10 protein-coding genes are annotated in these 16,979 nt (G+C 71.3%); 7 read left to right on the top strand and 3 right to left on the bottom strand.

What is annotated here, in order from left to right; translation table 11 throughout:
* The first annotated feature begins 120 nt into the window (after positions 1 to 120).
* Both smc and ACZ418_RS25620 read left to right on the top strand, forming a co-directional pair.
* Positions 121 to 3,747 (top strand): chromosome segregation protein SMC, encoded by a 3,627-nt coding sequence (gene smc, locus ACZ418_RS25625; RefSeq protein ID WP_468367022.1) that lies wholly within the window; start codon positions 121 to 123, stop codon positions 3,745 to 3,747.
* Between the two features lie 212 nt (positions 3,748 to 3,959).
* A complete protein-coding gene (locus ACZ418_RS25620) occupies positions 3,960 to 5,378 on the top strand; it encodes a sugar porter family MFS transporter (protein ID WP_468367020.1) in 1,419 nt (472 codons plus the stop codon).
* A gap of 154 nt (positions 5,379 to 5,532) precedes the next feature.
* Here the strand turns inward: ACZ418_RS25620 and ACZ418_RS25615 are convergent, their stop codons facing one another.
* Together ACZ418_RS25615 and ACZ418_RS25610 are read right to left on the bottom strand one after the other, a co-directional pair.
* Positions 5,533 to 6,504, bottom strand: coding sequence for an LLM class flavin-dependent oxidoreductase (locus ACZ418_RS25615; RefSeq protein WP_468367017.1), 972 nt, complete (start codon positions 6,502 to 6,504; stop codon positions 5,533 to 5,535).
* Positions 6,505 to 6,735: 231 nt separating this feature from the next.
* Positions 6,736 to 8,187: a cytosine permease gene (locus ACZ418_RS25610; RefSeq protein WP_468367015.1), complete on the bottom strand. Its 1,452-nt coding sequence runs from the start codon at positions 8,185 to 8,187 to the stop codon at positions 6,736 to 6,738.
* A 170-nt stretch (positions 8,188 to 8,357) separates the two neighbouring features.
* Between ACZ418_RS25610 and ftsY the strand changes: the two genes are divergently transcribed.
* Complete coding sequence (ftsY, locus tag ACZ418_RS25605) at positions 8,358 to 9,560, top strand: signal recognition particle-docking protein FtsY (RefSeq protein ID WP_468367013.1); 1,203 nt, start codon at positions 8,358 to 8,360, stop codon at positions 9,558 to 9,560.
* A 233-nt stretch (positions 9,561 to 9,793) separates the two neighbouring features.
* Here ftsY and ACZ418_RS25600 read toward each other — a convergent pair whose 3' ends face one another.
* Positions 9,794 to 10,456, bottom strand: coding sequence for a bifunctional DNA primase/polymerase (locus ACZ418_RS25600; RefSeq protein ID WP_468367010.1), 663 nt, complete (start codon positions 10,454 to 10,456; stop codon positions 9,794 to 9,796).
* A 457-nt stretch (positions 10,457 to 10,913) separates the two neighbouring features.
* Between ACZ418_RS25600 and nsdA the strand changes: the two genes are divergently transcribed.
* From nsdA to ACZ418_RS25580, 4 genes are all read left to right on the top strand, one after another.
* Positions 10,914 to 12,392, top strand: a complete 1,479-nt coding sequence (nsdA, locus tag ACZ418_RS25595) for a transcriptional repressor NsdA (protein ID WP_468367008.1) — start codon at positions 10,914 to 10,916, stop codon at positions 12,390 to 12,392.
* A gap of 343 nt (positions 12,393 to 12,735) precedes the next feature.
* Positions 12,736 to 14,079 carry an ammonium transporter gene (locus tag ACZ418_RS25590; protein ID WP_468367005.1) on the top strand — a complete coding sequence of 448 codons (1,344 nt, stop codon included), beginning with the start codon at positions 12,736 to 12,738 and terminating at the stop codon, positions 14,077 to 14,079.
* On the top strand, positions 14,076 to 14,414 hold the full coding sequence (locus tag ACZ418_RS25585) for a P-II family nitrogen regulator (RefSeq protein WP_030990174.1): 339 nt from the start codon (positions 14,076 to 14,078) through the stop codon (positions 14,412 to 14,414). Before ACZ418_RS25590 ends, ACZ418_RS25585 begins: the two co-directional genes overlap by 4 nt.
* A gap of 29 nt (positions 14,415 to 14,443) precedes the next feature.
* Positions 14,444 to 16,885 carry a [protein-PII] uridylyltransferase gene (locus ACZ418_RS25580; RefSeq protein ID WP_468367002.1) on the top strand — a complete coding sequence of 814 codons (2,442 nt, stop codon included), beginning with the start codon at positions 14,444 to 14,446 and terminating at the stop codon, positions 16,883 to 16,885.
* Positions 16,886 to 16,979: the final 94 nt, after the last annotated feature.

Raw genomic sequence — 16,979 nt, 5'->3', positions numbered from 1 at the left:
TGCCCCGCGCATCCTTTCACTGTCTTTAACGTACGGTGTGCCCTGCATGTTCAATGGCGAAACCGTGGGGTTGCGAGTGTTCGTGGAGTGAGATAGCGGCGCCCGGTAGAGTCCAGCGGCGTGCACCTCAAGGCCCTGACCCTCCGTGGGTTCAAGTCGTTCGCCTCGGCGACCACGCTCCGGTTCGAGCCGGGGATCACGTGTGTCGTCGGCCCGAACGGCTCGGGCAAGTCCAATGTCGTGGACGCGCTCAGCTGGGTCATGGGCGAACAGGGCGCCAAGTCGCTGCGCGGCGGCAAGATGGAGGACGTCATCTTCGCCGGCACCACCGGCCGCCCGCCGCTGGGCCGCGCCGAGGTGTCCCTGACCATCGACAACTCCGACGGCGCGCTGCCCATCGAGTACGCCGAGGTCACCATCACGCGGATCATGTTCCGCAACGGCGGCAGCGAGTACCAGATCAACGGCGACACATGCCGCCTCCTGGACATCCAGGAACTCCTCTCCGACTCCGGTATCGGCCGGGAGATGCACGTCATCGTCGGCCAGGGCCAGCTCGACTCCGTCCTGCACGCCGACCCGATGGGCCGCCGCGCCTTCATCGAGGAGGCGGCCGGCGTCCTCAAGCACCGCAAGCGCAAGGAGAAGGCGCTGCGCAAGCTGGACGCGATGCAGGCCAACCTCGCGCGCGTGCAGGACCTGACGGACGAACTCCGCCGCCAGCTCAAGCCCCTGGGCCGCCAGGCGGCGGTCGCCCGCCGGGCCGCCGTCATCCAGGCGGACCTGCGCGACGCCCGCCTGCGTCTGCTGGCCGACGATCTCGTACGCCTCCGCGAGGCGCTGAAGGCCGAGATCGCGGACGAGGCGGCCCTGAAGGAACGCAAGGAGGCCGCCGAGCAGGACCTGAAGAAGGCCCTGCACCGTGAGGGCCTCCTGGAGGACGAGGTACGGCAGCTCACGCCCCGCCTCCAGCGCGCCCAGCAGACCTGGTACGAGCTGTCCCAGCTGGCCGAACGCGTCCGCGGCACGATCTCGCTGGCCGACGCACGCGTGAAGAGCGCGACGTCCGCGCCCCCCGACGAGCGGCGCGGCCGTGACCCCGAGGACCTGGAGCGCGAGGCCGCCCGGATCCGTGAGCAGGAGGCCGAGCTGGAGGCGGCCCTGGAGGCGGCCCAGCACGCCCTCGACGACACGGTCGCCCACCGCGCCGAACTGGAGCGGGAGCTGGCCGTCGAGGAACGCCGGCTGAAGGACGTCGCCCGCGCCATCGCCGACCGCCGCGAGGGCCTGGCCCGCCTGTCCGGCCAGGTCAACGCGGCCCGCTCCCGCGCGGCCTCCGCCCAGGCCGAGATCGACCGCCTGGCCACGGCCCGCGACGAGGCACAGGAACGCGCGGTGCGCGCCCAGGAGGAGTACGAGGCCCTGCAGGCCGAGGTGGACGGCCTCGACGCCGACGACGCGGACCTGGCCGAACAGCACGAGGCGGCCAAACGGCGGCTCGCCGAGGCCGAGGCCGCCCTGAGCGCGGCCCGCGAGGCCCTCACCACCACCGAGCGCACCCGCGCCGCGACCCAGGCCCGCCATGAGGCGCTGGCACTGGGCCTGCGCCGCAAGGACGGCACCGGCACACTCCTCGGCGCCCGAGACCGCCTCACCGGAGTCCTGGGCCCGGCGGCGGAACTGCTGACGGTCACCCCGGGCTACGAGATCCCCCTGGCCGCAGCCTTCGGCGCGGCAGCGGACGCGATCGCCGTATCGACCCCGGCAGCGGCAGCCGAGGCGATCCGCATGCTCCGCAAGCAGGACGGCGGCCGGGCGGCACTGTTGCTGGCGGCGGACGCGCCCCAAGGGGGCGCGGGGCAGCATCGATCTGCGGCTCCGCCACGGGGCGCGACCAGCCACGACGAACCCGCGGCCGCCGAACCGCCGACCGTGGCACCCGCCGGTGGGCGCCTCGCCGCAGACCTGGTCCGCGGCCCCGCCGACCTCATGCCCGCCGTCCACCGCCTCCTGCAGGGAATCGTCGTCGTCGGCACCCTGGAGGACGCCGAGGACCTCATCGGCACGCACCCGGACCTGACCGCCGTCACCGCCGAAGGCGACCTCCTCGGCGCCCACTTCGCACACGGCGGCTCCGCCGGCGCACCCAGCCTGCTGGAGGTGCAGGCCTCGGTCGACCAGGCCGCGGCCGAGCTGGCCGAGCTGGCGGTGCGCTGCGAGGAGCTGACCCAGGAGCAGCGAACGGCGGCTGAGCGGCGTACCGAGGCCGCCACCCTCGTAGAAGAACTCGCAGAGCGGCGCCGGGCGGCAGACCGGGAGAAGTCGGCCGTCGCCCAGCAGCTCGGCCGGCTCGCCGGACAGGCGCGGGGTGCCGCAGGCGAGGCCGAGCGGTCGGCCGCGGCCGCCGCACGCGCGCAGGAGGCGCTGGAGAAGGCCGTACAGGAGGCCGAGGAGCTGGCCGAGCGGCTGGCGGTCGCCGAGGAGATGCCGGTCGAGGAGGAGCCGGATACCTCCGTGCGCGACCGGCTCGCCGCCGACGGCGCCAACGCCCGGCAGACCGAGATGGAGGCCCGGCTCCAGGTCCGGACACACGAGGAGCGGGTGAAGGGGCTCGCCGGGCGGGCCGACTCGCTCGACCGTGCCGCCCGCGCGGAACGTGAGGCACGCGCGCGTGCCGAGCAGCGCCGCGCCCGGCTGCGGCACGAGGCGGCCGTCGCGGAGGCCGTCGCCTCCGGCGCCCGGCAGCTGCTCGCGCACATCGAGGTGTCCCTCGCCCGCGCCGAGCAGGAACGCACCGCCGCCGAGGCCGCCAAGGCGCAGCGGGAGCAGGAGCTGACCGCCGCGCGCACCGCCGGTCGGGAACTGAAGGCCGAACTCGACAAGTTGACGGACTCGGTGCACCGCGGCGAGGTGCTCGGCGCAGAGAAGCGGCTGCGCATAGAGCAGCTGGAGTCCAAGGCGCTGGAGGAGCTGGGTGTCGAGCCGGAGGGGCTGGTGACCGAGTACGGCCCGCACCAGCTCGTGCCGCCCTCGCCCCCCGCCGAGGGCGAGGTGCTGCCGGACGACCCCGAGCACCCGCGCAACCAGCCCAAGCCCTTCCACCGGGCCGAACAGGAGCGCCGGCTCAAGGCCGCCGAGCGGGCCTACCAGCAGCTCGGCAAGGTCAATCCGCTGGCGCTGGAGGAGTTCGCGGCGCTGGAGGAGCGGCACAAGTTCCTCAGCGAGCAGCTGGAGGACCTGAAGAAGACCCGGGCCGACCTGCTCCAGGTGGTCAAGGAGGTCGACGAACGCGTCGAGCAGGTCTTCACCGAGGCCTACCGGGACACCGCCCGCGAGTTCGAGGGCGTGTTCAGCAGGCTGTTCCCCGGCGGTGACGGCCGCCTCGTGCTGACCGATCCCGACAACATGCTCACCACCGGCGTGGACGTCGAGGCGCGCCCGCCGGGCAAGAAGGTCAAGCGGCTCTCCCTGCTGTCGGGCGGCGAGCGCTCGCTGACGGCCGTGGCCCTGCTGGTGTCGATCTTCAAGGCCCGGCCGAGCCCGTTCTATGTCATGGACGAGGTCGAGGCGGCGCTGGACGACACCAACCTGCAGCGGCTGATCCGGATCATGCAGGAGCTGCAGGAGACCTCGCAGCTGATCGTGATCACGCACCAGAAGCGCACGATGGAGGTCGCCGACGCGCTCTACGGCGTGTCGATGCAGGGCGACGGCGTCTCCAAGGTCATCTCCCAGCGCCTTCGTTAGCGCCGCAGGTAGCGCCGGCATTCAAGATCAACTCACTCGGTGTTCAAGAAGTGAACATCGAGTGCTTCACTGCATCGAAAATCTCACAGCCGCTGGGCTATTGACTTCGAAACTTGAAGGCATAGTCTCTGCAACGTTGCTTTTACCTTCAGGTCTCACCTGTAAGGGCTCTACCCCCACCGGCAGCGTTGCCGTGGCCCGAGGAGATTTACGTGACCAGCACAGCGCAGGCACCTCAGTCAGGAGCCAGGACGGCCCAACCCGAACATCTCGGGCACGTCATCTTCATCGCGGCGGCTGCCGCCATGGGCGGTTTCCTCTTCGGCTACGACAGCTCCGTGATCAACGGCGCGGTCGAGGCCATCCGGACCAAGTACGACATCGGCTCCGCGGCCCTCGCCCAGGTCATCGCGATCGCCCTGATCGGCTGCGCCGTCGGCGCCGCGACCGCCGGCCGCATAGCCGACCGGATCGGCCGTATCCGGGTCATGCAGATCGCCGCGCTCCTGTTCGTCGTCAGCGCCGTCGGCTCCGCGCTCCCCTTCTCCCTGTGGGACTTCGCCGTCTGGCGCGTCGTCGGCGGTTTCGCCATCGGCATGGCCTCCGTCATCGGCCCCGCCTACATCGCCGAGGTCGCCCCGCCCGCCTACCGCGGCCGCCTCGGCTCCTTCCAGCAGGCCGCGATCGTCGTCGGCATCGCCATCTCCCAGCTGGTCAACTGGGGCCTGCTGAACGCCGCCGGCGGCAACCAGCGCGGTCACCTGATGGGCCTGGAGGCCTGGCAGGTCATGCTCGGCGTGATGGTCATCCCGGCCGTCCTCTACGGCATGCTGTCCTTCGCGATCCCCGAGTCCCCGCGCTTCCTGCTCTCCGTCGGCAAGCGTGAGCGCGCCAAGGAGATCCTCGCCGAGGTCGAGGGCAAGGACGTCGACCTGGACGCCCGCGTCGCCGAGATCGAGCACGCCATGACCAGCGAGCACAAGTCCACCTTCAAGGACCTGCTCGGCGGCGGCTTCTTCTTCAAGCCGATCGTCTGGGTCGGCATCGGCCTGTCGGTCTTCCAGCAGTTCGTCGGCATCAACGTCGCGTTCTACTACTCCTCGACGCTGTGGCAGTCGGTCGGTGTCGACCCGACGGACTCGTTCTTCTACTCCTTCACGACGTCGATCATCAACATCATCGGCACCGTGATCGCGATGATCTTCGTGGACCGCGTCGGCCGCAAGCCGCTCGCCCTCATCGGCTCGATCGGTATGGCCGTCGGCCTGGCGCTGGAGGCCTGGGCGTTCTCGTACCACCTCGTCGACGGCAAGCTTCCGAGCACCCAGGGCTGGGTCGCCCTGATCGCCGCCCATGTGTTCGTCCTCTTCTTCGCCCTGTCGTGGGGGGTGGTGGTCTGGGTCATGCTCGGCGAGATGTTCCCGAACAAGATCCGCGCCGCCGCCCTGGGTGTGGCCGCCGCAGCGCAGTGGATCGCCAACTGGGCCATCACCGCGAGCTTCCCGTCGCTGGCCGACTGGAACCTCTCCGGCACCTACGTCATCTACACGGTCTTCGCCGCGCTCTCGATCCCGTTCGTCCTGAAGTTCGTCAAGGAGACGAAGGGCAAGGCGCTGGAGGAGATGGGCTGACCCGCACGGACAGCCCCCGAGCCCGAGGAGCAGGGGCCCAAGACCCCGCTGCCCCTCTCCTCGCTCCACCCGCCGCCCCCGCACCGGCCACTGCCCGGTGCGGGGGCGGCGGTCTTGGGTGCGCGGGGCAGGGCCGATCGAACACCGCCGCAGCTCAGCCTCCCACCGCCGGCAGCACCCGCTCCGCGAACAGCCGCAGGCTCCGCCACCCCTCCTCCAGCGGCATTCCGCCCACCAGCGGGTGCAGGACCAGACTGTCCAGCCCGGCGCCCGCGCACTCCTCCGGCGTGAGGACGCGGTACACACCCTCCGCGCGCAGCTCCTCCACCGTCGTGGCCGTCGACTTCACCGCCGAGCGGATCTGGCCCGACTGCCAGGCGGCGTAGGTCCGCGCCTCGTGCAGGAAGTGCTCGCCGTACTCCGCCCATGCCCGCTCCGGGTCCTCGGCGATGTGCAGCAGGGGAGTCTCGGCCGCGGGCATCATGACCCAGCCCTCGGTGCCGTACTCGGTGAGCTTCTCCTTGTAGTAGGACTCCAGCTCCGGCAGGTGCGCGCTCGGGAAGAACGGCAGGCCGAGCCGGGCGGCCCGGCGGGCGGCGGCCCTGGAGGAGCCGCCGACCAGGAGGAGCGGGTGCGGGTCGGTGTACGGGCGCGGGGTGAGCCGTACCGTACGGCCCCGGTACCCGAACTTTTTGCCGGACCACGCCTTCAGCAGGGTCTGGAGCACCTCGTCCTGCAGCCGGCCCCGGCGCCTCCAGTCCACGTCGAACAGGGCGTACTCCTCGGGCCGGTAGCCGATCCCGGCCACCGTCACCAGCCGTCCGCCGCTCAGCAGGTCCAGTACGGCGATCTCCTCGGCGAGCCGCAGCGGGTCGTGCAGCGGGCCGATCACCGCCGACACGGTCACCGTGATCCGGCGGGTCGCCCCGAACACCGCGCCCGCGAAGGCGAACGGCGACGGCAGCCAGTTGTTGTCGGCGCCGTGGTGCTCCTCGGTCTGCACGGTGCTGATCCCGTGCTCGTCCGCGTACGCGGCCATCTCCAGGGCGGCCCGGTAGCGAGCGGAGAGGGCTGCGGGGCCGGCGCCGGGAGCGACGAGGTTGAAACGGACGACCGTGACGGGCATGGGAAGTCCCCCTCCGGTGCGATGCGGTGGAGGGGGACATTAGCTGACGTTGCGTCAGATGGCCATGGAGGAGAGGAGGGCAGGGGCGCGGGATGGGCGAAGCCACACCCACGGATCCGCGGGCCGAGGCAGGGTGTGGCCGGGTCGCGCTGTGGCCGGCCCCGCTGCTCGCGTCTCCGCTTCCGGGCGAGTGCCGCCCCGCACAAGAGCGGCCTGCCCGGCTGAGGCCCGTCACACGGAGGCGGTCGCGCGCTCCTCGGCCGGTTCGGCGACCTCGGCCGGCTTGGTTGCCGCCGGCTTCGGCAGCGCCAGGTACAGCAGGCCCGAGATCACGATCGTGGCGACCCAGCCGAGGCCGTACTCGCCGATGACGTTGTTCTTCGCGAGCGGGCCGGTGAACCAGTCCGAGGTCGTGAACATCAGGCCCGACACCAGGCCGATCGCCCAGGCGGCCACCGCCGCGGGGGAGAAGCCGCCCTTGTACCAGTAGGCGCTGGTGCGGGTGGTGTCCGTCATGGCGCGGCCGTCGTACTCGGTGCGGCCCAGCATGTCCGCGCCGAAGACACCGACCCAGGCCGAGAAGGCGACCGCCAGCAGCGACAGGAAGGCGATGAACGAGCCCATGAAGCTCGTCGCCACCAGCATCAGCACACCACCGAAGACCAGCGAGATCACGGCGTTCACCGAGACCGCCCAGTGCCGCGGCACCCTGATGCCGAGGGTCTGGGCGGTGAAGCCCGCCGAGTACATCGACATCGAGTTGATCAGCAGCATGCCGATCAGCGCGATGAACAGGTACGGCACCGCGATCCACGTCGGCAGGATCTCACCGAGGAAGGACACCGGGTCGGTGGCCGAGGCCAGGTCCGGCGTGGAGACCGCCATCACCGCGCCCATGAGGACCATGGGCAGCACGACGATGCCGGCGCCGCCGACCGCCGTGCCGACGATCGCCTTCGAGGACGCCGTGCGCGGCAGGTAGCGGGTGAAGTCCGGCGCCGTCGGGATCCAGCTGACACCGCCCGCCGCGATCATGCCGACACCGGTGATCACCGCGGCCGTGGAGCCGCCGCCGTGGTGCAGCACCTCGGACCAGTTCGTGTTCGCCACCAGGTAGACCAGGACCAGCACCGAGAAGACGCCGAAGAGATAGGTGGCGTACTTGTTGCACTTCTGTACGGCGTTGATGCCGAGGCCCGAGATCGCGAAGGTCGCCACGACGAACACCAGCAGCATCACCATGTCCAGCACGCTGTTCGCCTTGATGCCGAACAGGATGTCCAGGATGGTGAGCATCGCGTAGGCGCCGGTGACCGCGTTGATCGTCTCCCAGCCCCAGCGCGCGACCCAGATCAGCGACCCGGGCAGCAGGTTGCCGCGCTGGCCGAAGACCGCGCGCGAGAGCGCCATGCCGGGCGCGCCGCCGCGCTTGCCGGCGATACCGATCAGACCGACCAGGCCGTACGACACGACCGGCGCCGCCACCGCGACGACGAGCGCCTGCCAGATGTCCAGGTGGTACGCCACGACGAGGCTCGCGCCCATCGTCAGCAGCAGCACGCTGATGTTGGCGCCGACCCAGGTGGGGAACAGCTCACGGGTCTTCGCGGTGCGTTCGTGATCGGGGACCTGCTCGATACCTCGGGTCTCGAGAGCGCCTTCGGTCTCGACGGTTTTGCTCATGAAAAAGGGGCACCAGACGTGGGGGGACAGGGACGGTCGCGACTCTACGCGCGTCGACAGAGCCGCCGCCATCGTACTTTGCGCCGAGTCCTTGTATTAAGTGGCGTTTGTCTCTCGGACGAAGACACAAACGGCTCCCGCGGCAACCCATGGCTGATACTGGATCCGTTATGGAAACCGTCATCCTTGCTGTAGTCATCGCCGTGGTCGTGCTCGCGGCGCTCGGCGGGCTGGTGGTGGGCACCCGGCGCAAGAAGCCGCTGCCTCCGCCGCCGCCGAAGGCGCCCGACATCACCGCGCCCCCGGCCGAGCCGCACATCGGCGAAGAGGCCGAGACGCCGCGCGAAGAACCGCGCCGGACCATCGAGGAGGTGGATCTCCCCGGCGGCCCCGCACCGGTCGTCGTGGAGGAGCCTCCTGTTGTCGAGGCTCCCGAGATCGAGATCCCGGAGCCCACCGCGGGCCGGCTGGTCCGGCTGCGCGCCCGCCTGTCCCGCTCCCAGAACGCCCTCGGCAAGGGCCTGCTCACGCTGCTCTCGCGCGAGCACCTGGACGACGAGACCTGGGAGGAGATCGAGGACACGCTGCTCACCGCCGACGTCGGCGTGCAGCCCACCCAGGAGCTGGTCGAGAGCCTGCGCGAGCGCGTGAAGGTGCTCGGCACCCGCACCCCTCAGGAGCTGCGCGGCCTGCTGCGCGACGAGCTGCTCAAGGTCGTCGGCACGGACTTCGACCGCACGGTCAAGACCGAGCCCGAGGACCGCAAGCCCGGCATCGTGATGGTCGTCGGCGTCAACGGCACCGGCAAGACCACCACCACCGGCAAGCTCGCGCGGGTGCTCGTCGCCGACGGCCGTACGGTCGTGCTCGGCGCCGCCGACACCTTCCGTGCCGCCGCCGCCGACCAGCTCCAGACCTGGGGCGAGCGTGTCGGGGCCTACACCGTGCGCGGCCCGGAGGCCGGCGACCCCGCCTCCGTCGCCTTCGACGCGGTCAAGGAAGGCAAGGAGATGGGGGTCGACGTCGTCCTCATCGACACCGCAGGCCGCCTGCACACCAAGACCGGTCTCATGGACGAGCTCGGCAAGGTCAAGCGGGTCGTGGAGAAGCACGCGCCGCTGGACGAGGTGCTGCTCGTCCTCGACGCCACCACCGGCCAGAACGGCCTGGTGCAGGCCCGCGTCTTCGCGGAGGTCGTGGACATCACCGGCATCGTGCTGACCAAGCTGGACGGCACGGCCAAGGGTGGCATCGTCGTCGCGGTCCAGCGTGAGCTGGGCGTGCCGGTCAAGCTGGTCGGCCTCGGCGAGGGCGCGGACGATCTGGCGCCGTTCGAGCCGGAGGCGTTCGTGGATGCGCTGATCGGTGACTGACCGGTTACCGAATCCGGTAGCCGACAAGAAGCGCCCGCCCCAAGGTGCAGTTGGGTCGGGCGCTTGGCCTTTTTGCGCCTGAACCGCCGCCGCTTTCGCGGACGTGGTTGCTCGCCGTCGTGGTGCCTCGATCGATGGTTGCTGTGGTCGCGGGCAGGGGAGAACTACGCTCGCGCCCGCCACCGCACCGGGCCGAGGCCGAGCTGGAGGCGTTCGTGGACGATACGACCGGTCTACGCTCGCGCCCGCGACCGGTGTGCCACATACGCCAGCGTGCCCAGCAGCAGCCGGGCCGCCGGAGGGCGGGTCGCCGAGTCCAGGGCGGGTGGGCGCAGCCAGCGGACCGGGCCCAGGCCGCCCCGGTCGGAGGGGGGCGCGGTGATGTGCGTGCCGGGGCCGAGGCCGCGCAGGTCCAGGGCCGAGGGGTCGTCCCAGCCCATGCGGTACAGCAGCCGGGGGAGCTCCGTGGCGGCGCCGGGGGCGACGAAGAAGTGGGCGCGGCCGTCCGGGGTGGCGGTCACCGGACCGAGGGGGAGTCCCATCCGCTCCAGGCGGGCCAGGGCGCGGCGCCCGGCGGCCTCGGAGACCTCGACGACGTCGAACGCCTGACCCACCGGAAGCATCACCGCGGCGCCCGGGAACTCCGACCAGGCCTTGCTCACCTCGTCCAGCGTGGCCCCGGCCGGCACCTGGGGCGCGAAGTCCAGCGGATGCGCGCCCGGCGCCGGGCAGTCGTCGTGTCCGCACGAGCAGACGCCCGCCGCGGCCCGCGCTCCCGGCACCACGTCCCAGCCCCACAGCCCGGTGAACTCGGCGACGGCGGTGCACTCCGACGAACGGCCACGGCGGCGCGTGCCGGAGCGGATCTCGCGAATGCCGCCGATCGTGAAGCCCATGCCCCCTCCAACGGGTCCAGCGCGCCGGTGGTTACGACACGGAGCGAAGCGGAAGCGGAACGTAACGCTACGGCTCCGCCTTCCCCGGTCGACGCGAGGTGAAGGCGGCGCCTTGAGGTGCAACGGGTGGCGCATCGGGGTGTTCGCGCCCCCGCGTGCATCGCTCCGCCCACTTCCGGCCGTCCTATGTCAAGTGAATCGCGTACCACCGACCGTGAGTTCATTCGAAGGGGTGGCGAATGGTGGCGTTTCCGGGATCCCCGTGGCTGAGCGGGTGATCGTAGGATTACTGTGAGTGTGCGAGTCCGGACGGCATATGCGTAGTTGGGTATGCCGGAGGCGAGTCGTCAGCTCGTTCGAAGGGTGAGAACCGGCGGACAAGAGGCCGTATTTACCGGCATTCTGATAAGGCTTGGCGCACTCGACGACAAGTGGTCTCAGGGATGGGGGCGTTCCAGTGAGCGGCAACGGCGGTAGCGGAGCGAACGCTGACAGGCGCCCCAATGAGCTGCTCGGCTCGTGGTTCGTGCGCAGCGGCTGGTCCAAGGGCGAGCTGGCCCGCCAAGTGAACCGCCGGGCTCGCCAGCTGGGTGCCAACCACATCTCCACCGACACCTCGCGCGTGCGCCGCTGGCTGGACGGGGAGAACCCGCGCGAGCCGATCCCGCGCATCCTCTCGGAGCTGTTCTCCGAACGCTTCGGCTGTGTGGTCTCCATCGAGGACCTCGGCCTGCGCGCAGCCCGCCAGTCGCCCTCCGTGTCCGGAGTCGACCTGCCCTGGACGGCCCCGCAGACGGTCGCCCTGCTCAGCGAGTTCTCGCGCAGCGACCTGATGCTGGCCCGGCGCGGCTTCCTCGGCACCTCGCTGGCGCTGTCCGCCGGTCCCTCCCTCATCGAGCCCATGCAGCGCTGGCTCGTCCCGAGCCCCGCCTCCCCGGTCGCCGTCGAGCCCGAGCCCGTCCTGGACTCCCGCAGGCCCGGCCGGCTGTCCAAGCCCGAGCTGGACCTGCTGGAGTCCACCACGCGCATGTTCCGGCAGTGGGACGCGCAGTGCGGCGGCGGCCTGCGCCGCAAGGCGGTCGTCGGCCAGCTGCACGAGGTCACCGACCTGCTCCAGGAACCCCAGCCCGAGGCCACCACCCGGACGCTCTTCAAGGTCGCCGCCGAGCTGGCCGAACTGGCCGGCTGGATGTCGTACGACGTGGGCCTCCAGCCCACCGCGCAGAAGTACTTCGTCCTCGCCCTGCACGCGGCCAAGGAGGCCGGCGACAAGCCCCTCGGCTCGTACATCCTCTCCAGCATGAGCCGCCAGATGATCCACCTCGGCCGGCCCGACGACGCCCTGGAGCTGATCCACCTCGCCCAGTACGGCAGCCGGGACTGCGCGAGCCCGCGCACCCAGTCCATGCTGTATGCGATGGAGGCCCGCGCCTACGCCAACATGGGCCAGCCCGGCAAGACCAAGCGCGCGGTCCGCATGGCCGAGGACACCTTCGCCGAGGCCGACGAGTGGGACGAGCCGGACCCCGACTGGATCCGTTTCTTCTCCGAGGCCGAGCTGTACGGCGAGAACTCCCACTCCTTCCGCGACCTCGCCTACGTCGCCGGACGCAGCCCCACCTACGCCTCCCTCGCCGAGCCGCTGATGCGAAAGGCGGTGGAGAAGTTCGCCGAGGACAGCGAGCACCAGCGGTCGTACGCGCTGAACCTGATCGGCATGGCCACCGTGCATCTGCTCCAGCGCGAGCCCGAGCGGAGCACGGCCTATGCCTCCCAGGCCATGGAGATCGCCAGGAAAGTCCGCTCCGAGCGTGTGAACACTCGTATTCGAAAGACGGTCGATACGGCCGTACGGGACTACGGCGATCTCGCCGTCGTCGTCGACCTCACCGATCAGCTCGCCGTCGACCTGCCGGAAACCGCCGAAGCGGTCTGACACACCCGGCTCCCCCGCCCCGGCCGCGGCCGGTCCTCCCGAACTGCCCGACTCGGCTCCCCCACGCCAGGTCATCGGAGAGGTCCGCCGCGGCCGGCCTGTGTCACGGCAGGGATCCTCCGGCGATGGTTGCGTCACGATAACGATCGGCGAGCCGCGAATCCGGCGGTTCATCCAGGCGTAACAAGCAGGGCGCCTTCGTCACCCCGGCGAAACAACGAGGGGCTTCCACCGAAACCGCGCTGCGTCAATCTCATGGCGCATAACCGGCCCACACCCCACACCCGCCGGACCGCTCAGGCACCGCCCGCACGGGGCCGTACCAACCGACGAGGAGACGCCGATGGCACCAGCCATCATGCTTGCGGCGGACGCACCCAAGCTGTCGTCCGCCAACACAGGCTTCATGCTGATCGCTTCCGCCCTGGTGCTGATCATGACGCCGGGTCTTGCCTTCTTCTACGGGGGCATGGTCCGAGTCAAGAGCACCCTGAACATGCTGATGATGAGCTTCATCAGTATGGGCATCGTCACCATTCTGTGGGTGCTCTACGGCTTCTCCCTCGCCTTCGGCACGAACAACGGCCTCATCGGCTGGGACTCCGACTGGTTCGGCCTCCGCAAGATCGGTCTGACGGAACTCTGGCCCGGCTACACCATCCCGATCTTCGTGTTCATGGTCTTCCAGATGATGTTCGCGATCATCACCCCGGCCCTGATAAGCGGCGCCCTCGCGGACCGCGTCAAGTTCTCGGCCTGGTCGCTCTTCATCGCCCTGTGGCTCACGCTCGTCTACGTTCCGGTCGCCCACTGGGTCTGGGGCGCCGACGGCTGGGCCTACAAGCTCGGCGTGATCGACTTCGCGGGTGGTACGGCGGTCCACATCAACGCGGGTGCGGGAGCGCTCGGTGTCATCCTCGTCATCGGCAAGCGCGTCGGCTTCAAGAAGGACCCGATGCGCCCGCACAGCCTCCCGCTGGTCATGCTCGGTGCAGGGCTCCTGTGGTTCGGCTGGTTCGGTTTCAACGCGGGCTCCTGGCTCGGCAACGACGACGGCGTCGGCGCGCTGATGTTCGTCAACACGCAGGTCGCCACGGCCGCCGCCATGCTGGCCTGGCTCGCCTACGAGAAGATCCGGCACGGCGCGTTCACCACGCTGGGCGCCGCCTCCGGCGCGGTCGCCGGTCTGGTCGCGATCACCCCGTCCGGCGGCGCGGTCTCCCCGCTCGGCGCGATCGCCGTCGGCGCCATCGCCGGTGTCGCCTGCGCCGCGGCCGTCGGACTGAAGTTCAAGTTCGGCTACGACGACTCGCTCGACGTCGTCGGCGTCCACATGGTCGGCGGCATCATCGGCTCCCTGCTGATCGGCTTCTTCGCCACCGGCAAGGGGCAGTCCACCGCGACCGGTGTCTTCTACGGCGACCACTCCTTCACCCAGCTGTGGAAGCAGTGCGCCGGTGTCGGCGCGGTCCTCGCCTACTCGCTGATCGTCTCCGCGGTCCTCGCCTTCCTGCTCGACAAGACGATCGGCATGCGGGTCACCGAGGACGAGGAGATCTCCGGCATCGACCAGGCCGAGCACGCCGAGACCGCCTACGACTTCAGCGGCGCCGGCGGCGGTGTCATCGGCTCCGTCGCGCAGGCCCCGGCCCCGGCCGCCACGCAGACCAAGAAGGTGGACGCATGAAGCTCATCACCGCCGTCGTCAAGCCCCATCGGCTGGATGAGATCAAGGAGGCCCTGCAGGCCTTCGGCGTCCACGGCCTGACGGTCACCGAGGCCAGCGGTTACGGTCGTCAGCGGGGCCACACCGAGGTCTACCGCGGTGCCGAGTACACCGTCGACCTGGTCCCGAAGATCCGCATAGAGGTCCTGGCCGAGGACGACGACGCCGAGCAGCTGATCGAGGTCATCGTCAAGGCGGCCCGCACCGGCAAGATCGGTGACGGCAAGGTCTGGTCCCTGCCGGTCGAGACGGCCGTACGGGTCCGCACCGGCGAGCGCGGTCCGGACGCGCTCTGACCACAACTTCTCAGAACGGGAGTCGCTGGGTGACGGGAACGGACGAGCGGATGGCAGAGGACTCGGGACCCAGCGGCTACGCGGCGGCCCGGCTGCGCCTCCTCACCGAGGGGGCGCGGTCCGGGCCGCCGCGCCGTGCCGCCCTCGCGGAACTGACCGACGACTGGCTCGCCGGGCTGTTCAAGGCGGCCGCCGAGGGATTCTCGGGCGCGTCCCTGGTCGCCGTCGGCGGTTACGGCCGTGGCGAGCTGTCCCCGCGCAGCGACCTCGACCTGCTCCTGCTGCACGACGGCAGTGACCCCAAGGCGGTCGCCGCGCTGGCCGACCGCCTCTGGTATCCGATCTGGGACCTGGGCCTCGCCCTCGACCACTCCGTGCGCACCCCGGCGGAGGCCCGCAGGACCGCCGGGGAGGATTTGAAAGTCCAACTCGGCCTCCTGGACGCCCGCCACCTCGCCGGCGACCCCGGCCTCACCACCGGCCTGCGTACGGCCGTCCTCGCCGACTGGCGCAACCAGGCCCCCAAACGCCTCCCCGAACTCCAGGAACTCTGCGCCGAGCGCGCCGAGCGCCACGGCGAGCTGCAGTACCTGCTGGAGCCCGACCTCAAGGAGGCCCGCGGCGGCCTGCGGGACGCCACCGCCCTGCGCGCCGTAGCCGCCTCCTGGCTCGCCGACGCCCCGCGCGAGGGCCTCGCGGACGCCCGCCGGCGCCTGCTCGACGTGCGGGACGCGCTGCACCTGGCGACCGGCCGTGCCACCGACCGGCTCGCGCTCCAGGAGCAGGACCAGGTGGCCGCCGAGCTGGGGCTGCTGGACGCGGACACCCTGCTGCGGCAGGTCTACGAGGCGGCGCGGGTCATCTCGTACGCCAGCGACGTCACCTGGCGCGAGGTGGGGCGCGTGCTGCGCTCGCGCGCCGTCCGTCCCCGGCTGCGCGCCATGCTCGGCGGGGGCAAGCCGGTCGCGGAGCGGTCGCCGCTGGCCGAGGGAGTGGTGGAACAGGACGGCGAGGTGGTGCTCGCCCGCGCCGCACGCCCCGAACGCGACCCCGTGCTCCCGCTGCGCGCCGCGGCCGCCGCCGCACAGGCCGGCCTCCCGCTCTCCCTGCACGCCGTACGGCGCATGGCCGCCACCGCACGCCCCTTGCCCACGCCCTGGCCCGCCGAGGCCCGTGAGCAGCTGGTGACGCTGCTCGGCTCCGGCCGCCCGACCGTCGACGTCTGGGAGGCGCTGGAGGCGGAGGGCCTGATCAGCCGCCTGCTCCCGGACTGGGAACGGGTCCGCTGCCGCCCGCAGCGCAACGCGGTCCACCTGTGGACGGTCGACCGGCACCTGATCGAGACGGCCGTCCGCGCCTCCGAACTGACCCGCCGCGTCAGCCGCCCGGACCTCCTCCTGGTCGCCGCGCTGCTGCACGACATCGGCAAGGGCTGGCCCGGCGACCACTCGGTGGCCGGCGAGATCATCGCCAAGGACGTGGCGGCGCGGATCGGCTTCGACCGCGCGGATGTCGACGTGCTGTCCGTCCTGGTCCGCCATCACCTGCTGCTGATCGAGACGGCCACCCGCCGCGACCTGGACGACCCGGCCACGGTCCGCTCGGTCGCCGAGGCGGTCGGCACCCAGAGCACCCTGGAACTGCTGCACGCCCTCACCGAGGCCGACGCCCTCGCCACCGGCCCCGCGGCCTGGTCCTCCTGGCGCGGCTCCCTCGTCACCGACCTGGTCCGGCGGGTCTCCGCCGTGCTGGCCGGCGACGCCCCCGACGAACCCGAGCCCGCAGCGCCCACGGCCGAGCACGAACGGCTGGCGATCGAGGCCTACCGCACGGGCGGCCCGGTCCTCGCGCTGCGCGCCCAGCGGGAACCGGTCCCCGAGGAGGAGTCCGCCCAGGAACCCCTCGGCGTCGAGCTGGTCATCGCCGTACCCGACCAGCCCGCCGTCCTGCCCGCCGTCGCCGGTGTCCTCGCGGTGCACCGGCTCACCGTCCGCACGGCCGAGCTGCGCGCCCTGCGCCTGCCCGACGACGTCGACGACGGCTCGGTGCTGCTGCTCAACTGGCGGGTCGCCGCCGAGTACGGCTCCCTGCCGCAGGCCACCCGGCTGCGCGCCGACCTCGTCCGCGCCCTGGACGGCACCCTGGACATCGCCGGCCGGCTCGCCGAACGGGACGCGGCCTATCCGAGGCGCCGCGGCTGGGTCGCGCCGCCGCCGAGGGTGACCGTCGCTCCGGCGGCCTCCCACCACGCCACGGTGATCGAGGTCCGCGCCCAGGACGCCCCGGGCCTGCTGCACCGGATCGGGATGGCCCTGGAGAAGGCGGGGGTGCGGGTACGGAGCATGCATGTGTCGACGCTGGGTTCCAATGCGGTGGACGCCTTCTACGTCACGACCGGCGCGGGTGAGCCGCTGCCGGGCGCGGACGCCGGGTCGCTGGCACGGGTCCTGGAGGAGACGCTGCGGGCGTGAGCGTGTGTCCCCGGTCGCTGAACAGAGCGGGCGGGGACGAATTGCTTGCGCGGCCCGATACCCTGGAGGGCAGCCCGAACTGACTCCGACCTCG

Source organism: Streptomyces sp. NPDC030820, from assembly GCF_055572075.1.
Note: the sequence above shows the minus strand (reverse complement) of the source record. Positions and strands in the feature narration are given on the sequence as shown.

Coding starts and splice junctions, on each gene's coding strand:
- ACZ418_RS25615 (WP_468367017.1), bottom strand. CDS start 6,504: ATGCCCGTCACGGTCGTCCGTTTCAACCTCGTCGCTCCCGGCGCCGGC.
- ACZ418_RS25610 (WP_468367015.1), bottom strand. CDS start 8,187: ATGAGCAAAACCGTCGAGACCGAAGGCGCTCTCGAGACCCGAGGTATC.
- ftsY (WP_468367013.1), top strand. CDS start 8,358: ATGGAAACCGTCATCCTTGCTGTAGTCATCGCCGTGGTCGTGCTCGCG.
- ACZ418_RS25600 (WP_468367010.1), bottom strand. CDS start 10,456: ATGGGCTTCACGATCGGCGGCATTCGCGAGATCCGCTCCGGCACGCGC.
- ACZ418_RS25590 (WP_468367005.1), top strand. CDS start 12,736: ATGGCACCAGCCATCATGCTTGCGGCGGACGCACCCAAGCTGTCGTCC.
- ACZ418_RS25585 (WP_030990174.1), top strand. CDS start 14,076: ATGAAGCTCATCACCGCCGTCGTCAAGCCCCATCGGCTGGATGAGATC.